The organism is Bradyrhizobium canariense, assembly GCF_018130465.1.
GTDB lineage: Bacteria > Pseudomonadota > Alphaproteobacteria > Rhizobiales > Xanthobacteraceae > Bradyrhizobium > Bradyrhizobium canariense_C.
On record NZ_JAFCKJ010000001.1, the window covers coordinates 235,533 to 253,599 of the forward strand.

Consider the following 18,067-nt stretch of genomic DNA (forward strand, 5'->3'; position numbering starts at 1 on the left):
GCTTTAAGCTGCTTGCGGCGTGCCGTTGATCGCTTCGTCCACGACGGCAGCGATGTCGCGCATGCTGATGACCGACACGAGGCTGTAATCGTCGATGACAGGCAGGTGCCGGATGTGATTCCGGTTCATCAGATGGCGGACGTGCTCGATCGTGTCGCTCGACGTGCAGGACACGAGCTGCTGCACCGAGACGAGCTGCGAGACCTTGACGTTGACGGCATTGGCGCCGTGCTCGGCGACGGCGCGCACGACGTCGCGCTCCGTGAACATGCCGACCGCGGTGTTACCCTCGGAGCGGACCACGTCCTTCACCACCAGTGCGCTGATATTGTTGGCGCGCATCAGCTTGGCGGCGATACCCACCGTTTCGTTCATTCGCACCGTGACAACGCGCGGTGTCTTCTTGCGCAGAATGTCTCCGACCAGCATTGCAACCTCCCTGGGTGAATGATGAGGCAAGTGTGGTATACATAATGCCAATCGTCAAGCATTCGATCTGGCTGATCCGAAAAATCTTGCGGCAGCAATACTGACGTTTGCCGTGTGCCAAAAAGACGTGCGCCAAAAAGAAAAGGGGCGCATCGCTGCGCCCCTGTCTCACCCGTGCAAGGTGCGTGGCTGTTACGCCGTCTCGGTCTTGGCGTTCCCCGTCGCGGCGTTGGCGCTCTCGGCTTCCTTGCCGAGGATGAAAGAGCGGCGCATCGGCTTGATCACGAACAGCGCCATCAGCGCCGCCGTCGCGTTCAGCGCCACCGCGACCACGAACACGGCTTTCCACCCGTACGTTGCCGAGATCACGCTGGCGAGCGGAACGAGCAGGGACGCGGTGCCCTTCGCGGTGTAGAGCATGCCGTTGTTGGTGGTTGCGAATTTCGAGCCGAAGGTGTCGCCGCAGGTGGCGGGGAACAACGAGTAGATCTCGCCGAACACGCCGAAATAGACCGCGGTCGCGAGCACGAAGACGACAGGCACGTGGCCATAGGCCGACAGCGTCAGCAGCATCAGCGCGGCGGTGCCGAAGGCGATGAACATGGTGTGCTCGCGGCCGATCGTGTCGGAGACGAAGCCGAAGAAGGGACGTCCGAAACCGTCGAAGATGCGGTCGAGCGAGATCGCGAACGTCAATGCCGCCATCTGAAAGCCGGCGAGCGTGACCGGCGTGTCGGCGATCTTGAAGTCGTGCGCGATCGGGGCGATCTGCGCCGCGGTCATCAGGCCGCCGGAGGCGACCATGACGAAAACGAGATACATCACCCAGAAAATAGGGGCGCGCAGCACCTGGGGCGGGGTGAAGTCGAGCTTGGTCTGCGGCAAATTGAGCTGCTTCTTCTTCGGCGGGATCGAGAGCCGCGGCGGCTGGATGAAGAAGGCGAGCACGAAGACGATCACGCCCTGGCCGATGCCGAAGGTGAGGAACGCGTGCTGATAGCCGCTCGTTGCGATCATGGTCGCGATCGGCACGATGGTGAGTGCTGCGCCCGCGCCGAAGCCGGCGGCAGTGGCGCCGGCGGCAAGGCCCCGGCGATCGGGAAACCATTTCAGCGCGTTGCCGACGCAGGTGCCGTACACCGCGCCCGCGCCCATGCCCCCGATGATCGCCGCCGCGTAGAGCAAAGTGAGGCTATCGGCGTAGGAGTTGAGAATCCACGACAGCGTGATCATGACGCCGCCGAACATGATGACGATGCGCGGGCCGTATTTGTCGACGAACCAGGCCTCGATCGGCACCAGCCAGGTTTCGGTGACGACGAAGATGGTGAAAGCGAGCTGGATCGCGGCGCGTCCCCAATGGTGGGCCGCATCGATCGGATCGACGAACAGCGTCCAGCCATATTGCAGGTTGGCGATCATCGCCATGCAGACGATGCCCATGACGAGCTGGAGCCAACGGAAACCTGTGCGAAGAGGCGCGGCCGTGACGGCGCCATCGGTGCTGGAAATCATCAAGAACCTCCCAAGCGCCTGTCTGGTCGACACCGGTTGCAAGATGACCTGATGTCGCAATATTGTGGCTTATCGTCGCAAGCGCGATCGCGACCTTGGTATACCATATTCCAGATTGCAAGCCCTAACTTGGCGTGCCGGTGACAAAATGCGGGGTTCCGTTCGGGCGGCGGGTTTGTGAAAGCATGACGCAAAACGAAAACGCCCGGCCGTGAGGCCGGGCGTTTTGCGCGAGAAAGCGCTTTGGGAGCGCGTCAGACGGTCGATTGCGCGACCACGACCTTGCGCCAGGGCTTGAGCACCGCGATCGCCAGCGCCGAGGCCAGGATGTTGGCGCCGGCCGCGATGATGAACACGTTGTCCCAACTGCCCGACGACTGCTGCATGTAGTTGCCGATCGGGACCAGCAGCGCGGCCGTGCCCTTCGCGGTGTAGAGCAGGCCGGCATTGGTGGTCGCGAACTTGGCGCCGAACGTGTCGGTGCAGGTCGACGGGAACAGCGAGTAGATCTCACCCCAGGCGAAGAACACGAAGCCTGAGAGCAGCACGAACCAGAGCGGATCGTGGCCCCAGAGGTAGAGCATCCAGATGCCGATCCCCTCCATGCCGAAGGCGATGAACATCGTGTTCTCGCGGCCGATCATGTCGGAGATCCAGCCGAAGAACGGACGCGTCAGGCCGTTGAGCACGCGGTCGATCGTGGCCGCGAAGGTCACCGCGGTCATCGTCACCGCCATCAACGTGACCGGCACGTTGTCGATCTTCCAGTCGGCCGCGATCGGCTTCAAATTGGCCGTCACCATCAGGCCGCCGGCGCCGACGATCACGAACATGAAGTACATCAGCCAGAAGATCGGCTGACGCAGCACCTCGGTCGGCTGATAATTGCGGCGGGTCTGTTGCAGATTGGCGTTCACGACCGCGTTCGGCACCTGGCCTGCCTTCGGCGCCAACAAGAAGAAGGCGAGAATGCAGATGATGATGCCTTGTCCGAGGCCAAAATAGAGGAAGGTGGTCTGGAAACCGCTGTCCTTGATCATGGCCTGGATCGGCGCGACGGTCAGCGCAGAACCTGCACCGAAGCCCGCGGCCGTGATGCCCGCGGCCAGACCGCGCTTGTCCGGAAACCACTTCAGCGCGTTGCCGACGCAGGTGCCGTAGACGCCGCCGGCGCCGATGCCCGCGATGATCATGCCGAGATAGTAGCCGTTGAGCGTGGTCGCCTGCGCGTTGATCGCCCAGCCGGCCGCGCAGAGCACGCCGCCGACCAGCACGACGAGGCGCGGGCCGTATTTGTCGACGAACCATCCTTCGATCGGCACGAGCCAGGTCTCGAACAGCACGAACAGCGTAAAGGCCCATTGGATCGACGCACGATCCCAGCCGAACTTCTTCTGGATGTCGGGGACGAAGAACGTCCAGCCGTATTGATAGTTGGCGATCATCACCATCGCCGCGACACCGACCGCCAATTGCGCCCAGCGATACGTGTCGCTAACGCGCGCGGCTGTAGGGGCGGTTGCTTGCACCATGTCCGTCATAAAGCCTCCCGTGGCGCCTCTCATTTTTCTGCGAGCGCTGGAACGGCATTCTTGTATGCATTATGCCAAGCTTCAAGCGCTGGTCCGGTCACCGTGCGCAAATGCCGCAGCACCTTGTTCCGGTTGCGGTCGTGACTCGGGACAGCACAAGTAGAAATGGCCCCGTCATCCGGGGCCATTCATCAAAAGTAGTATGCGAACCGATTTAAAACCGTCCCGCGGCGCGGGACGCTGCCCGGCTTACAGGCCGAAGCGCGGCAGGTCGCCGTTGTGATTCGAGATCTCGGCGCTCGCCATCAGCAGGCGATCGATCGCGGCCATCAGGCGGGCGAACAGCGAGGAGGACGGGGCGAGAGCGACGGCAGCGGTCTTGGACATCGGAAATCCCTTTCTTGAGACGGTCAGTAGTGCTGTCTCATTTCGAAGGGCAATCTATGTATACCAGATGCCAATGTCCATGCATGCCATTGCATAGCAGCATTTAATCCATCGCATTGCAGCATAACGCCGGGTTAACGGGGCCGTTTCGGGCAGGTGTTGGCAGCGCAAGGCCTTGGCAGGGCACGGCAAAGCCGTTAGTGGTCTGCCCCCTTCCAATCATCTGTCAGAGTGGTTCATGTCGAGCGCCTCACCCGCCGTCTCGATCGGCATCGATTTTGGGACCAGCAACACGGTCGTAGCCCTTGCAGCGGACGACCGCCGGGTCGAGGCCATCCGCTTCGATCACGGCGGCCAGCGCCACAGCACCTACGTCTCGGCGCTATGCTTCTGGGAAGACCGGCCGGGAGCCGGCGCCCAGGCCGAAGGAGGGCCGTGGGCGATCGAGACGTTCCTCGAAGGGCGCCATATCTACCGCTTTCTCCAGTCGTTCAAGACCTTCGCCGCGAGTTCCAGCTTCAACACCACGCAAGTGTTCCGGCAGCGCTTCAAGTTCGAGGACATCCTGGCCGCGTTCCTGCGCACGCTGGCGCGCCATGGTGGCGACAAGTTCGGCTTCGAGACGTCAACCATCACGGTCGGTCGCCCCGTCCGCTTCGCCGGCGGCAATCCCGACGAGGCGCTGGCCATGCAGCGGTACCGGGCCGCGTTCGAGCGTCTCGGCGCTGGCCACGCGCGCTATGTCTACGAGCCCGTGGGCGCCGCGTTCTCCTTCGCCCGAAGGCTGGAGCGCGATGCCACCGTGCTGGTCGCGGATTTCGGCGGCGGCACCAGCGACTTCTCGGTGATGCGCTTTTCGCGCGTGGGAGGAGCCTTACGCGCCGAGCCGCTTGGACACGCAGGCATCGGCATCGCCGGCGACACGTTCGATTACCGCATCGTCGACCACGTCGTCTCGCCGCGGCTCGGCAAGGGCTCGAGCTTCCGTTCGTTCGATAAGGTGCTGCCGGTCCCCACCGGCCATTACACCAACCTCGCACGCTGGCATCAGCTCGCGATGATGAAGAGCAACGGCGACCTGCGCGAGCTGCGGGAGCTTGCGCGCACCGCGCTGAAGCCGAAGCTGCTTGAAGATTTCATCACCATCGTCGATCTCGACCTCGGCTTTTCGCTCTACCGCGCGGTGTCCGACGCCAAGGTCGCGCTGTCGGGCCACGACGAGGTGGACTTCCGCTTCAAGGGCGGCGGGGTCGACATCGGCTCGACCATCACACGGAAGAATTTCGAAGCCTGGATTGCCGACGACATCGCGAGGCTCGGGGCCACCGTCGACAAGGTGCTGGGCGAAGCCGGTATCACCGCGCGCGAGATCGAGAAGGTGTTCTTGACCGGCGGCACGTCCTTCGTGCCCGCCGTCCGAAAGCTGTTCGCCGAGCGATTCGGCAACGAACGGCTGATGTCGGGCGACCAGTTCGAGTCGATTGCCTACGGCCTTGCTTTGATCGGACACAGCCCGGACCCCGACCGCTGGACTGCAGGCGGCGGGATTGCGCCGAAGCCAGGCGCGTAGGGCATCTTGCGCGATTGAGTGCGCGCCTCGTCCTCGAGACAACCGCTTCGCGGTTTCTTCAGAATGAGGCGAGGCAGCATTGGCGGCCGCTGAAATTGCTGCCGCGCCCTCTGTCCTCATCCGGAGGAGCCCGCAAAGCGGGCGTCTCGAAGAATGGCCACGAAGAAGGTGCCCGTCAGGCCATTCCCGCTCCGCGGCTACTGATTGATCTCGGGTTCGACGAGCTTCGCCAGATTCCGCAGCGATTCCTGCCAGCCGAGATAACAAGCCTCCGGCGGGATGACGTCGGGGATGCCGGCCTGCGTGATATCCACCTCGGTGCCGACGGATACTTTCTTCAGGATCACGGTCACCTGGATCTCGCCCGGCAGATTGGGGTCGTCGAACTTGTCGGTGTAGCGCAGACGTTCGCCGGGGACGAGCTCGAGATATTCGCCGCCGAAGGCGTGGCTGTTGCCCGTCGTGAAGTTGCGGAACGACATCTTGAACGTGCCCCCGACTTTCGGCTCGAAATGATGCACGGTGCAGGTAAAGCCGTTCGGCGGAAGCCATTTCGCCAGCGCATCCGCCTCCAGGAAGGCGCGATAGACTTTCTCGGGGCTGGTCGAGAGAACGCGGTGCAGGCGGACAGTGCTGGGCATGATCATTCTTCCTCATGAATCGCCGGGCTCGACGTCAGCGTCTTTTGCCCCTTCATGTCTAGATGACGAACGAGATACTTCCGATCCGACGGGGCATCTCGAGTTTTTTGAACGGTGCCCGGCGAGAGTTGCTGGACTGCTGCGACATTCTGCGGCGTCATCGTGAACGTCAGCTCGCAGCAACCGATCGTCGGATTGTTCCGCGCGCCCCAAGCCTTGCCGTCACCAAGCCTTTCCGTCACCAAGCCTTGCCATCACCAGGCCTTGCAACCACCAAGCCTTGCCACCGCCAAGCCTTATCGCCACCAAGCCTTGCAAATGAGGAAGATGTGGTATACAGCTGGAGCTGTTCGTTCAGCCGCTGTGCCTTGTTGAATGCGCCCGCGGGCTCCTTTTCCATAGACATCGACGAATAGAATTTGTTCTGCGTGACGATCACGCGGAACCTGCGCGTATGCGCTTTGGAGAAGAAAATGACGACAGGTACTGTGAAGTGGTTTAACGGCCAGAAGGGCTTTGGATTCATTCAGCCGAACGACGGCGGCAGCGATGTGTTCGTTCACATCAGCGCAGTCGAGCGGGCTGGTCTTGCGGGTCTCGCCGAGGGCCAAAAGGTCAACTTCGAGCTCAAGACCGACAAGATGCGGGGCAAGGTCAGCGCAGAGAATCTCTCGCTCGCCTAAAGCCTTGGTGCCGTTTCACGGATGTACTGAAACGGCCATGCTACCCGCTCGATCCCAGGATTGAGCGGGTTTTGTCCGTTGTAGAGCAGGGTGAACAATGAGCGCCAGGAAATCGGCCGAACCGTCACCTGAAAGCATCGCGCGCTCCAATCGTCAGCGTTTGGCTGCCGAAGAAGGTGTGCGAGCCATGGCGGATGCCGAAAGGCAAGCCGTCGATGTTCGCAAGAACATGGCGCGGCTTCGAGAGCTGCGCAAAGCCAAGGAAGCGGCCGACGCAACCCTTCAAGCATCGTTGCCGGCGCCCGCCCCGACGAAGCGCAAGAAGAAGGTGACGCCATAGCCGCCTTCCATAGCGCCGACGACAATCTGGAGAGGGCCGGTCACATGCCAAAGAGCGCTGGTCGTGCCTAGAGTTAAGTCGGACAGCGGTGGCACCATCACCTTCTTTCTCGCGCTTGGCGCGGGCCGACAGATGTGCCGTCTTGCGACGACATTTCTGACGCAGAAGCAGGCGTTCAGCTATCTTCACAAGAACCGGACCGCATTCGAGCGCATGGCGCGGGCGCAGCTGGCTTCGGGGGCAGTCGAGGACGGGATCGTCGTGCTATCGATGCTATAGATCAGGCGCGGATTCGGCGCCGCGCCTTCAGCGTGATCGGAGTCTGGTACCGACGCTCTTACTCGGAGCTGCTTCCCGGCTTCGCCTCCCGGGCCAATCGCTCCGCTTTCAGCCGCTCACGATTCTCGTTGAAGGAGTTCTGATCCTTCGCATAGTCATTCATCGGCTTCTGCGTTTTCGCAGGCTTGAACGCCTTGTCGGCTTCACGCTTGGCGCGATCAGGGGATTTATCTTTCAACATTTTCGCCCTCAATTTGATCAACGAGCGTGGTCCTGACGAGTGCCGGACGCGACGCCTCCCGTGCCTGAGCTGAAAGGGTCGACTTGCCAGAAGGCGGCCAATTCTTCAGCGTGGGGCAAGTCTTTGCGAGGTGCGCTGCACTCGCTGTGGAGACGGCATGCTCGCATTTCCGGGAGCACGCCGGTCGAGGGAGTAACGGCCGGCCACCGCATCTGTTCCTCGCGAACCAATCTTTAATCCAGCCTTGGCGGCGCGGCAAGCGTGCGATGCAGCCCTTCGCCCGCCAACAAAAAGGCCGCCGAAGCCGGCGGCCTTTCGCGTTGTGAGATAAGTCCGCTTACTCCGCGGCCTGCTTCTGCGGCGGGTCGAGCGCGCCGGACTTGTGGATATCGGCGACCTGGTGGTCGCTGAAGCCGAGCACCGAGCGCAGGATCTCGTCGGTGTGCTCTCCGAGCAGCGGGGACCGCTCCACGTCGCTCGGGGAATCCGACAGCTTGATCGGGTTGCCGACCGAGATGTACTTGCCGCGGGTGGGGTGGTCGACCTCGACCACGGTACCGGTCGCGCGCAGCGACTGGTCCTCGGCGATCTCCTTCATCGACAGGATCGGGCCGCAGGGGATGTCGTCCTTGTTGAGGATTTCCATCGCCTCGAACTTCGTCTTCGTCATCGTCCACTGTTCGATGCGGCCGAAGATCTCGTTGAGACGCGGCAGGCGGACGGCGGGCTTGGCGTAGTTCGGATCGGTCTTCCAGGTCGGCTCGCCGATCACGTCGCAGATCTTCTCCCAGACCGGGGCCTGGGTGATGAAGTAGATGTAGGCGTTGGGATCGGTCTCCCAGCCCTTGCACTTCAGGATGCGGCCGGGTTGGCCGCCCCCGGAATCGTTGCCGGCACGCGGCACGGCATCGCCGAACGGAATGCCTTCGCCGAACTGGCTGTATTCCTTCAGCGGGCCGTGGGCGAGGCGCTGCTGGTCGCGCAGTTTGACGCGCGCGAGGTTGAGCACGCCGTCCTGCATCGCAGCCGTCACCTTCTGGCCCTTGCCGGAATGGGTGCGCTGATAGAGTGCGGTGACGATGCCGAGTGCCAGATGCAGACCGGTGCCGCTGTCGCCGATCTGCGCGCCGGTGACGAGCGGCAGGCCGTCGCGGAAGCCGGTGGTGGAGGCGGCGCCGCCGGTGCACTGCGCGACGTTCTCATAGACCTTGCAGTCTTCGTACGGTCCGGGACCAAAGCCCTTGATCGAGGCCACGATCATCTTCGGGTTGATCGCCTGGATCTTCTCCCAGGGGAAGCCCATGCGGTCGAGCACGCCGGGACCGAAGTTCTCGACCAGCACGTCGCACTTCTTGATCAGCTCGGTGAGGACTTCCTTGCCCTTGGGGTTCTTGGTGTCCAGCGTGATCGAGCGCTTGTTGTGGTTGAGCATGGTGAAATACAGGCTGTCCACGTTCGGGATGTCCTGCAGCTGGCCCCGGGTGATGTCACCCACGCCCGGACGTTCCACCTTGATCACGTCGGCGCCGAACCAGGCCAACAGCTGCGTGCAGGTCGGTCCGGACTGGACGTGGGTGAAGTCGAGAATGCGAACGCCCTCAAGCGCTTTGGTCATCGTGTTGCTCCGTACTCTGTCTGCCCCTGCCAACCGCAGGGAATAAAGGGTTGAAGGGGAGGACTTACTTTTTCTTCTGAAGAACGCTCTGCGGATTGAGGTTGCCGATGCGGCCGCTCTCGGAACCTGCAGCCGGATCGATCACCGCGTTGATGAGCGTCGGCTTGCCCGAGGCCATCGCCTCGTTGACAGCGCGCTTGAGCTCGTCCGGCGAGGTTGCGTTCACGCCGACGCCGCCGAAGGCTTCCATCATCTTGTCGTAGCGTGCGCCCTTGACGAACACCGTCGTTGCCGGATCGGCGTTGACGCTGTTGACGTCGGTGCCGCGATAGATGCCGTCATTGTTGAAGATGACGATGCAGATCGGAAGGTTGTAGCGGCAGATGGTCTCGACCTCCATGCCGGAGAAGCCGAAGGCCGAGTCGCCTTCCACCGCCAGCACCGGATGGCCGGTCTCGAGCGTCGCCGCGATCGCCTGGCCCATGCCGATGCCCATCACGCCCCAGGTGCCGACGTCGAGACGCTTGCGCGGCTTGTACATGTCGATGACGCCGCGGGCGAGGTCGAGCGTGTTGGCGCCCTCGTTGACGAGGATCGCCTCGGGATGATCCTTGATGACGTTCTTCAGCACGCCGAGCGCGCCGTGATAGTCCATCGGCGATTTGTTGTTCATGAGCTTCGGCGCCATCTTGGCGACGTTCTCGTCGCGCTTGGACACGATCGCCTTGGTCCATTCGGCCGGCGGGGCGGTCCAGCCCGCACCGATCGCCTGATTGAAGGCCGAGACGACCGAGCCGATGTCGCCGACGACGGGCGCGACGATCTCGACGTTGGAGTCCATTTCCCTGGGTTCGATGTCGACCTGGATGAACTTCTTGGGCGCTTCGCCCCAGTTCTTGCCCTTGCCGTGCGAGAGCAGCCAGTTCAGCCGGGCGCCGATCAGCAGCACGACGTCGGATTCCTTCAGCACCGTCGAGCGGGCAGCGCCTGCGCACTGCGGATGCGTGTCGGAGAGGAGGCCCTTGGCCATGCTCATCGGCAGGAAGGGGATGCCGCTCTTCTCGACGAAGGTTTTGATCTCCTCGTCGGCCTGCGCGTAGGCCGCGCCCTTGCCGAGGATGATGAGCGGACGTTTTGCGCTCTTCAAAACATCAAGCGCGCGCTTGATCGAAGCGGGCGAGGGGATCTGCGCGGGAGCCGCGTCAATCACCTTGACCAGCGACTTCTGGCCGGCATCGGCGTTCATCACCTGGCCGAACAGTTTTGCCGGCAGGTCGAGATAGACGCCGCCCGGACGGCCGGAGACGGCGGCACGGATGGCGCGGGCCAGACCGATGCCGATGTCCTGGGCGTGCAGCACGCGATAGGCTGCCTTGCACAGCGGCTTGGCGATCGCGAGCTGGTCCATCTCTTCGTAGTCGCCCTGCTGGAGGTCGACGATCTCGCGCTCGGAGGAGCCCGAGATCAGGATCATCGGGTAGCAGTTGGTGGTGGCGTGCGCGAGCGCGGTGAGACCGTTGAGGAAGCCGGGCGCGGAGACGGTGAGGCAGATGCCGGGCTTCTTGGTGAGGTAGCCGGCGATGCCCGCCGCATAACCGGCGTTCTGCTCGTGGCGGAACGAGATCATGCGAATACCGGCCGCCTGTGCCATGCGGCCCAAATCCGTGATCGGGATGCCCGGCACATTATAAATGGTGGTGATGCCGTTCAGTTTGAGCGCGTCGATGACGAGGTGAAAACCATCCGTCAGTTCCTGCTCGGTGCCCGGTGCTTCGGACTTGGTCGCGGTATTCAGCATGGGCCTTATCTCCCTGGTCTCAAGGTGCCGTTTCAGGCTTTGGGGGCGATGCCTCGCCCTTCTGGTGAACGTTGCTAGTTAGAAGAGTTCCTGACCGTGCGCTTCGACGTAAGCGGCAAGGCCAAGCGTGTGGTCGCGGGCGCGCTTCTCGGCGAGTTCGGTGTCGCGCGCTTCCAGTGCTTCAATCATGCCGAGATGCTCGGGTAGCGAAGTCGCGGTGCGGTCCTTACGTCCGATGGTCAGCTGGCGGTAGCCGCGCACGTGCAGCAGGAGGTCGTTGGTGAGATCGACCAGCACCGGCGATTCCGACAGCGAGATCAGCGCCTGATGGAAGGCGATGTTGGCGCGCGAATATTCCTCGACGTGATCCTCGGGCAGGCGGTCCTTGCCAAAATCCTTGAAGTAGTCGCGCAGCGCCGTGATGTCTTTCTTGCGCGCTGTGGTGGTGATGAGGCGGGCCGCCATGCTCTCCAGCGCCGCCCAGGCGCGGATCATGTCGACGATCTCGCTCTTGGTCCTTCGCACCACCATGATGCCGCGGCGCGGAACCGTCTTCACGAAACCGTCCTGCTCGAGCATCGCGATGGCTTCGCGGATCGGCGTGCGGCTCACGCCCAGGCGTTCGGACAGCGCGCGCTCGTCGAGCATCACCGGCTCGGGCGTCGAGTAGATGTCCATCTTGAGGATGGCTTCCTTCAAGGCGTCATACGCCTTGTTCTTGAAGCTGCTCTCCGGGGCAATACGAACGATTGCGATATCTGCCTCGGCCATGTTCGGCAACGCCTTGGTTGGTTTCCGCAGTGACACGACGAATCTCCTCCAGTGGGAGTCGTCTTTTACAGGAATATTAACCGGAAAGTTTTTGGCATACCAAATACCAGTATGTCAAGCTGCCTATTTTTTGCAGCGTTCTAAGCTGCGCTGCAGCTTGACAAGTTGGCTTCTGGCATACCAAATGCCATCGCCAGCCATTTTTGATCCAAGCCGGCGGAGTAATCTCGGCTTTATGCCACTCCGTTGCGCGACATGGAACAGAGCGCGGCGAATGGAAAGCATCACGGGCAGCCGCAACACGCGCGCGCTTTGAGAACGCAAAGAACCAAGGTCAAGGGAGAAGCCACATGTCCAATTCCAAAGATGCCGTCCGCAAGGTGCTTGACCAGGTCAAGGCGGACAACCGCACCAGCCTGACCGCGCCGGAAGGCAAGCTGGTCTGCGACGCCTACGGCATTCCGGTGCCGAAGGAGGGTGTGGCGAAGTCGGCCGGCGAGGCCGGCAAGATGGCCTCCTCGATGGGCTTCCCGGTGGTGATGAAAATCGTCTCGCCGGACATTCTCCACAAGACCGAAGCCGGCGGCGTCATCGTCGGCCTCAAGACGGCCGAAGACGCCGAGAAGGCCTACGAGACGATCCTTTCCAACGCCATGAAGTACAAGTCCGATGCCAAGATCGAGGGCGTCCAGGTGCAGCAGATGCTGGCCGGCGGCACCGAAGTGATCGTCGGCTCGATCACCGACGCCTCGTTCGGCAAGCTGGTTGCCTTCGGCCTCGGCGGCGTGCTGGTCGAAGTCCTGAAGGACATCACCTTCCGCCTCGCGCCCGCGACCAAGCAAGACGCGCTGTCGATGCTCGACGGCATCCAGGCGCATGAGATTTTGAAGGGCGTTCGCGGCGGCGAGCCGGTGAACCGCACGGCGCTTGCGGATGTCATCGTCAAGGTCTCGCAGCTCGTCACCGATTTCCCGGAGATCGTCGAGCTCGACCTCAACCCGGTGTTCGCGACGGCCAAGGACGCGATCGCCGCCGACGTCCGCATCGTCGTCGACTTCGCTTACGTGCCCAAGCCGAAGCCGCGCCCGACCGAAGAGATTGTCGCGGCCATGAGCCGCATCATGCAGCCGAAGGCGGTTGCCGTGGTCGGCGCTTCGGCCGAAGACGGCAAGATCGGCAATTCCGTGATGAAGAACCTCATCAACGGCGGTTACAAGGGCGACATCTACCCGATCCATCCCAAGGCCGCCGAGATCCTCGGCTACAAGGCGTATAAGAGCGTCAAGGACGTGCCCGGCGTGATCGACACCGCGGTGTTCGCAATTCCCGCGAAGTTCGTGGCCGCAGCGCTCACCGAATGCGGCGAGAAGAAAATTCCCGGCGCGGTTCTGATCCCGTCGGGCTTCGCGGAAGCCGGCGCGCCGGAGCTCCAGGCCGAGATCGTCGAAGTCGGCAAGAAGTACGACATCCGCCTGATGGGACCGAACATCTACGGCTTCTATTATACGCCTGCCAATCTCTGCGCGACCTTCTGCACCGCCTATGACGTCAAGGGCCACGCGGCGCTGTCCTCGCAGTCGGGCGGCATCGGCATGGCCATCATCGGCTTCTCCCGTTCGGCCAAGATGGGCGTGTCGGCGATCGTCGGCCTCGGCAACAAGTCCGACATCGACGAGGACGATCTGCTCGCCTTCTTCGAGCAGGACCCGAACACGAACCTGATCGCGCAGCACTGCGAAGACCTCAAGGACGGCCGCGCCTTTGCGGAAGCGGCAAAGCGCGTCTCCAAGAAAAAGCCGGTCATTGTGCTCAAGGCCGGCCGCACCTCGGCCGGTGCGAAGGCGGCCTCGTCGCACACCGGCGCGCTCGCCGGCAACGACAAGATCTACGAGGACGTCCTGGCGCAGTCCGGCGTGATCCGCGCCCGCTCGCTGCGGCAGTTGCTCGAGTTCGCGCGCGGCGTGCCGGTGCTGCCGACGCCGAAGGGCGAGAACGTGCTGATCATCACGGGTGCAGGCGGCTCGGGCGTGCTGCTGTCGGACTCCTGCGTCGACAACGGCCTGTCGCTGATGGCGATGCCGGCGGATCTCGATGCGGCCTTCCGCAAGTTCATCCCGCCGTTTGGCGCGGCCGGAAATCCCGTGGACATCACCGGCGGCGAGCCGCCGATCACCTACGTCAACACGGTGAAGCTCGGCCTGACCGACGAGCGCATCCATTCGCTGATCCTCGGCTACTGGCACACCATCGTGACGCCGCCGATGGTGTTCGCCCGCAACATGGTCGAGGTGAAGAAGGAGATGGAGGCCAAGGGCTTCGTCAAGCCGATCGTCGCCTCGCTCGCCGGCGACGTCGAGGTCGAGGAGGCCGCCGAATATCTCTACCAGAACGGCATCCCGGCCTATGCCTATTCGACCGAGCTGCCGGTCGAGGTCCTGGGCGCCAAGTACAAATGGGCGCGCGGGGCAGGGCTGCTCTGAGCGTTATCATTCTTGTCATCCCGGGGCGATGCGCAGCATCGAACTCCAGTGCGCAATTGCGCACCTGAGGATCTCGAGATTCCGGGTTCGCGCTTACGCGCGCCCCGGAATGACGATAGCCAAAGCGGCAGGTCGCGATGGGCAAGAACGTGATCCGGCGCAAATCGCTCGAGCCCCGATCGTCATCGGAGGCCGACCACGACGCGCGCGACGGCGGCGTGCAGTCCGTCGACCGCGCGCTGTCGATCCTCGAGACGCTGGCCGAAGACGACGAAGGCTATCGCCTCAGCGATCTCGCCGTTCGCACCGGGCTCTCCGCCTCGACCGTGCACCGCCTGCTGGCGACGCTGGAAAGCCGCCGCTTCGTGCAGTTCGACCGCGCCGAATCCAAATGGCATGTCGGCGTGCGCAGCTTCACGGTGGGCGCGAGCTTTGCCCGGCGGCGCAATTTCAGCGCCCAGGCCATTCCTTACCTGCGCAAGCTGCGTGATCTCACCCGCGAGACCGCCAACCTCGCCGTCGTCGACGACGAGTTCATCATCGTGCTGACCCGCATGGAGAGCCGCGAAATCATGCGTTCGCTGACCAAGGTTGGCGGTCGCGTCCCCATGGTGACGTCGGGCGTCGGCAAGGCGGTGCTCGCGACCTATTCCGACGAGGACGTCGGTGCCGTCATCCGCCATCACGGCATGCCACGCCTGACCGAGAAATCCATCGTGCGACCGAGCGATCTGTTCAAGGAGCTCGCGACCATCCGCAAGCAGGGTTTTGCGGTGGATGATGAAGAGGCTGAGATGGGCCTGCGATGCGTCGCGGCCGTGGTCTACAACGCACTGGCGGAGCCGCTCGCCGCGATCTCGGTGTCCGGCTTGACCAGCCGGGTCACCGACGCCCGGCTGCCGGAGATCGGCCGCGTGGTGCGCGAGGTCGCGGCGGAACTGACGGCTGCGCTCGGTGGTGTGACCCCGGTCGTGAAGCCGGCCTGAGCCGGGTTCGCGGTCCGTCGTGGGTCGTTGAAGAAATCAGGTGTGGCGGCAGGCGCCCCGACATCGGTATATCCATGCACCGTTGCCGCGTCCTTTTGAGGGAATGTCATGCCTGCTGAGCTCCGCTCGCCCCGTCTCGCTGTCCTGATCGATGCCGACAATGCTTCGGCAAAGATCGCCGATGGACTGTTCGAGGAGATTGCCAAGATCGGCGAGGCCAGCGTTCGCCGCATCTACGGCGACTTCTCCCATGCCAGGTCGAAGGGCTGGGCCGACATCCTGTCGAAGCACGCCATCATCCCGCAGCAGCAGTTCGCCTACACAACGGGAAAGAACGCCTCGGACATCACCCTGGTCATCGACGCGATGGACCTGCTGCACAGCGGCCGGTTCGATGGCTTTTGCCTGGTGTCGTCGGACAGCGATTTTACCCGTCTGGCCGCCCGGATCCGGGAGCAGGGCATCGATGTCTTTGGGTTCGGCGAACAGAAGACGCCGGAGAGCTTCCGGCAGGCCTGCCGGAGGTTCGTCTATACGGAGAACCTGCTTGCCGCCCCGGCGAACACCCAGGACGCCGCCTCGAGATCGACGTCGCTTCAGCCGCTTGATGCCGCGACCCCCATCATCAAGAAGGTCATCACCCAGATGGAGAGCGAGGACGGCTGGGTGACGCTCGGGGAAGTCGGCCGCCAGCTTGCCAATCTCGCGTCCGATTTCGATCCGAGAACGTTCGGCTTCCGCAAGCTGAGTGACCTCGTGCGAAAGACAAATTCCTTCGAGATCGACGAGTCGAAGGGGAGGTCGATGCGGATTCGGGTCAAGCCCGCTGCCGAACCAGCCCCGAGGCGGCGGAACTCGCGCAGACCCGCGAGGTCAGGGGCGGCAGGCGGTTCGCCGCCTAAGGCGTAAGCAGGGCGTGCCGTTATATTTGCGCTTGCCCGGTCCGGCGCGGGGCGTAACCATCGCCGGGCCATAACGCCACGCGAGGGTCCCGATGACCAGACTTACCCGCTTCGCCGTCGCACCGCTGCATTCGATGACCCGGCGTCTGGCCGATGTGGCCTCGGCCCGTGTCGCGCCGGATCTCGTCGTCACCGGCGCGCGGGTGCTCTCGACCTATTCGGAGCGCATCCATGCGAACCGCGAGGTCTGGATCACCGGCGGCCGCGTTGCTGCGGTGAAGCCGGCCGGTGCCGCGAAGAAAGTCTTCAGCAACGTGCCGGTTTATGACGCGGCCGGCGGCATCGTCGCGCCGGGGCTGGTCGATCCGCACATCCACATCGAATCCTCGATGGTGACGGCCTGCGCCTATGCCGAGGCGGCCCTGCTCAACGGCGCCACCACGATCTTCTGCGACAGCCACGAGATCGGCAACGTGATGGACGTCGCCGGCGTCGAGGCGATGCTGGAGGACGCGCGCGAGGCGCCGCTTTCGATCTTCCTGACGGTGCCTTCCACGGTCCCTGCGACGTCGGCCGCACTTGAGACTGCCGGCGGCGACCTTACGCCGGACAAGATCGCCGGCCTGTTCGACCGCTGGCCGGAAGCCGTCGGGCTCGGCGAGAAGATGGACTTTGTGCCTGTCACCATGGGCGATGAGCGAAGCCACGCCATCCTCGCCGCCGCCTTGAAGCGCGGGCGGCCGGTGTCCGGCCATGTCTACGGCCGCGACTTCGTTGCGGCCTATGCGGCGTCCGGCGTCACCGACACCCATGAGGCGATCGACCGCGACATCGCCGACGATCTGCTCGATGCCGGCGTCTGGGTGTTCCTGCGCGGGGGACCGCCGACCACGCCATGGCACTCGCTGCCGCAGGCGATCCGCACCATCACCGAACTCGGTGCCTCGCACAAGCGGACGGCCGTGTGCACCGACGACCGCGACGCCGATGATCTCCTGCTGTTCGGCCTCGACTGGGTGGTGCGGGAGGCGGTGAAGGCGGGAATGTCGCCCGAGCAGGCCTGGTCGATGGGCTCGCTGCATGGCGCGACGCGCTTTGGCATGGATGGCGACATCGGCGGGCTCGGCGGCGGGCGCCGCGCCGATCTGGTGCTGATGGACGACAATCTGAAGCCGCAATGCACCTGGTATGGCGGCGAGCTCGTGGTCGAGAACCGCAAGATCACGCCGAAGCTCGATCAGGCGCTGTCGCAGCGCTATCAATATCCGAAGGCGGCCTACGTCACCGTCAAGCTGCCGGAAAAGCTCAAGCTGACGCCGGAGCTTCCGTCAAAGGCCTGCACCGTCAACGCGATCAAGACGGCGCTGCCCGGCATCACGCTCATTCACGAGAAGATCGCGATCGAGCCTGCAAAGGATTGGCCCTCGCTGTTCGCCCGCTACGGCCTGTGCTTCGTCACGGTGGTCGAGCGCCATGGCAAATCGGCCGGCAATGTCGCCTATGGCCTGCTGAAGGATTTCGGCCTGAAGCGCGGGGCGGTGGCCTCCAGCGTCGGCCACGACAGCCACAACATCATCGTCGCCGGAACCAACGAGGCCGACATGCAGGTGGCGATCTCGGCCATCAAGGAGCATCAGGGCGCCGTCTGCGTCGTCGCCGACGGCAAGGTGAGGGCGCTGGTGCCGCTGCCGATCGCCGGGCTCTTGTCCGACAAGCGCGTCACGGAGGTGGCCGAAGAGGTCAAGGTGCTGAAGAAGGAATGGGCGGAGGCCGGCTGCACCATCCCCTACATGGGCTTCAATCTGATTCCGCTATCGGTCATTCCGGAAATTCGCATCACCGACAAGGGCCTCGTGCTGGTGCCGCAGATGGAGCTGGCGCCGCTGTTCGGGTGAGCG

At 63.4% G+C, this 18,067-nt stretch carries 19 protein-coding genes; 8 read left to right on the top strand and 11 right to left on the bottom strand.

Going from position 1 to position 18,067, the window contains the following annotated elements:
• Positions 1–3: 3 nt before the first annotated feature.
• The 4 genes from JQ591_RS01010 to JQ591_RS01025 form a co-directional block, all read right to left on the bottom strand.
• Positions 4–429: a CBS domain-containing protein gene (locus tag JQ591_RS01010; RefSeq protein ID WP_211394178.1), complete on the bottom strand. Its 426-nt coding sequence runs from the start codon at positions 427–429 to the stop codon at positions 4–6.
• Positions 430–621: 192 nt separating this feature from the next.
• Positions 622–1,944, bottom strand: a complete 1,323-nt coding sequence (gene oxlT, locus JQ591_RS01015; RefSeq protein WP_211394179.1) for an oxalate/formate MFS antiporter — start codon at positions 1,942–1,944, stop codon at positions 622–624.
• A gap of 254 nt (positions 1,945–2,198) precedes the next feature.
• Positions 2,199–3,485, bottom strand: a complete 1,287-nt coding sequence (gene oxlT, locus JQ591_RS01020; protein ID WP_211394180.1) for an oxalate/formate MFS antiporter — start codon at positions 3,483–3,485, stop codon at positions 2,199–2,201.
• Between the two features lie 240 nt (positions 3,486–3,725).
• The gene (locus JQ591_RS01025) at positions 3,726–3,863 is read right to left on the bottom strand and encodes a hypothetical protein (RefSeq protein ID WP_211382977.1); all 138 of its coding nucleotides are present in this window, start codon (positions 3,861–3,863) and stop codon (positions 3,726–3,728) included.
• A 238-nt stretch (positions 3,864–4,101) separates the two neighbouring features.
• On the opposite strand from JQ591_RS01025, the gene JQ591_RS01030 reads away from it, so the two are divergent.
• A complete protein-coding gene (locus JQ591_RS01030) occupies positions 4,102–5,433 on the top strand; it encodes an Hsp70 family protein (protein ID WP_211394181.1) in 1,332 nt (443 codons plus the stop codon).
• 197 nt (positions 5,434–5,630) lie between these two features.
• On the opposite strand, the gene JQ591_RS01035 is transcribed toward JQ591_RS01030, so the two are convergent.
• Genes JQ591_RS01035 through JQ591_RS01045 form a run of 3 tightly spaced genes read right to left on the bottom strand, consistent with a single transcriptional unit; the run spans position 5,631 to position 6,513 of the window.
• Complete coding sequence (locus JQ591_RS01035; RefSeq protein ID WP_211394182.1) at positions 5,631–6,074, bottom strand: SRPBCC family protein; 444 nt, start codon at positions 6,072–6,074, stop codon at positions 5,631–5,633.
• A 2-nt stretch (positions 6,075–6,076) separates the two neighbouring features.
• Positions 6,077–6,316, bottom strand: coding sequence for a hypothetical protein (locus tag JQ591_RS01040; protein ID WP_211394183.1), 240 nt, complete (start codon positions 6,314–6,316; stop codon positions 6,077–6,079).
• The gene (locus tag JQ591_RS01045; RefSeq protein ID WP_211394184.1) at positions 6,313–6,513 is read right to left on the bottom strand and encodes a hypothetical protein; all 201 of its coding nucleotides are present in this window, start codon (positions 6,511–6,513) and stop codon (positions 6,313–6,315) included. The genes JQ591_RS01040 and JQ591_RS01045 overlap by 4 nt, the downstream gene beginning before the upstream one ends.
• Positions 6,514–6,547: 34 nt before the next feature.
• On the opposite strand from JQ591_RS01045, the gene JQ591_RS01050 reads away from it, so the two are divergent.
• The 3 genes from JQ591_RS01050 (at position 6,548) to JQ591_RS01060 (ending at position 7,376) form a co-directional block, all read left to right on the top strand.
• A complete protein-coding gene (locus JQ591_RS01050) occupies positions 6,548–6,757 on the top strand; it encodes a cold-shock protein (protein WP_211382982.1) in 210 nt (69 codons plus the stop codon).
• 97 nt (positions 6,758–6,854) lie between these two features.
• Positions 6,855–7,097, top strand: coding sequence for a transcriptional regulator (locus tag JQ591_RS01055; protein ID WP_211394185.1), 243 nt, complete (start codon positions 6,855–6,857; stop codon positions 7,095–7,097).
• A gap of 63 nt (positions 7,098–7,160) precedes the next feature.
• Positions 7,161–7,376, top strand: coding sequence for a hypothetical protein (locus tag JQ591_RS01060; protein WP_211394186.1), 216 nt, complete (start codon positions 7,161–7,163; stop codon positions 7,374–7,376).
• Between the two features lie 58 nt (positions 7,377–7,434).
• Here JQ591_RS01060 and JQ591_RS01065 read toward each other — a convergent pair whose 3' ends face one another.
• The 4 genes from JQ591_RS01065 to JQ591_RS01080 all read right to left on the bottom strand — a co-directional run bounded on the left by JQ591_RS01065 (position 7,435) and on the right by JQ591_RS01080 (position 11,801).
• Complete coding sequence (locus tag JQ591_RS01065; protein ID WP_211394788.1) at positions 7,435–7,617, bottom strand: hypothetical protein; 183 nt, start codon at positions 7,615–7,617, stop codon at positions 7,435–7,437.
• Positions 7,618–7,954: 337 nt separating this feature from the next.
• A complete protein-coding gene (gene frc / locus JQ591_RS01070) occupies positions 7,955–9,232 on the bottom strand; it encodes a formyl-CoA transferase (protein ID WP_211394187.1) in 1,278 nt (425 codons plus the stop codon).
• Between the two features lie 64 nt (positions 9,233–9,296).
• Complete coding sequence (gene oxc, locus JQ591_RS01075) at positions 9,297–11,030, bottom strand: oxalyl-CoA decarboxylase (RefSeq protein ID WP_211394188.1); 1,734 nt, start codon at positions 11,028–11,030, stop codon at positions 9,297–9,299.
• Positions 11,031–11,108: 78 nt separating this feature from the next.
• Entirely contained in the window at positions 11,109–11,801 is a 693-nt protein-coding gene (locus JQ591_RS01080; RefSeq protein WP_162137408.1) for a GntR family transcriptional regulator, read from the bottom strand.
• A gap of 350 nt (positions 11,802–12,151) precedes the next feature.
• Between JQ591_RS01080 and JQ591_RS01085 the strand changes: the two genes are divergently transcribed.
• The 4 genes from JQ591_RS01085 (at position 12,152) to JQ591_RS01100 (ending at position 18,064) form a co-directional block, all read left to right on the top strand.
• The gene (locus tag JQ591_RS01085) at positions 12,152–14,281 is read left to right on the top strand and encodes an acetate--CoA ligase family protein (protein ID WP_211394189.1); all 2,130 of its coding nucleotides are present in this window, start codon (positions 12,152–12,154) and stop codon (positions 14,279–14,281) included.
• 137 nt (positions 14,282–14,418) lie between these two features.
• Positions 14,419–15,267: an IclR family transcriptional regulator gene (locus JQ591_RS01090; RefSeq protein WP_211394190.1), complete on the top strand. Its 849-nt coding sequence runs from the start codon at positions 14,419–14,421 to the stop codon at positions 15,265–15,267.
• Positions 15,268–15,375: 108 nt separating this feature from the next.
• Complete coding sequence (locus JQ591_RS01095) at positions 15,376–16,176, top strand: NYN domain-containing protein (RefSeq protein WP_211394191.1); 801 nt, start codon at positions 15,376–15,378, stop codon at positions 16,174–16,176.
• 85 nt (positions 16,177–16,261) lie between these two features.
• The gene (locus JQ591_RS01100) at positions 16,262–18,064 is read left to right on the top strand and encodes an adenine deaminase C-terminal domain-containing protein (RefSeq protein WP_211394192.1); all 1,803 of its coding nucleotides are present in this window, start codon (positions 16,262–16,264) and stop codon (positions 18,062–18,064) included.
• The last annotated feature ends 3 nt before the right edge of the window (positions 18,065–18,067 follow it).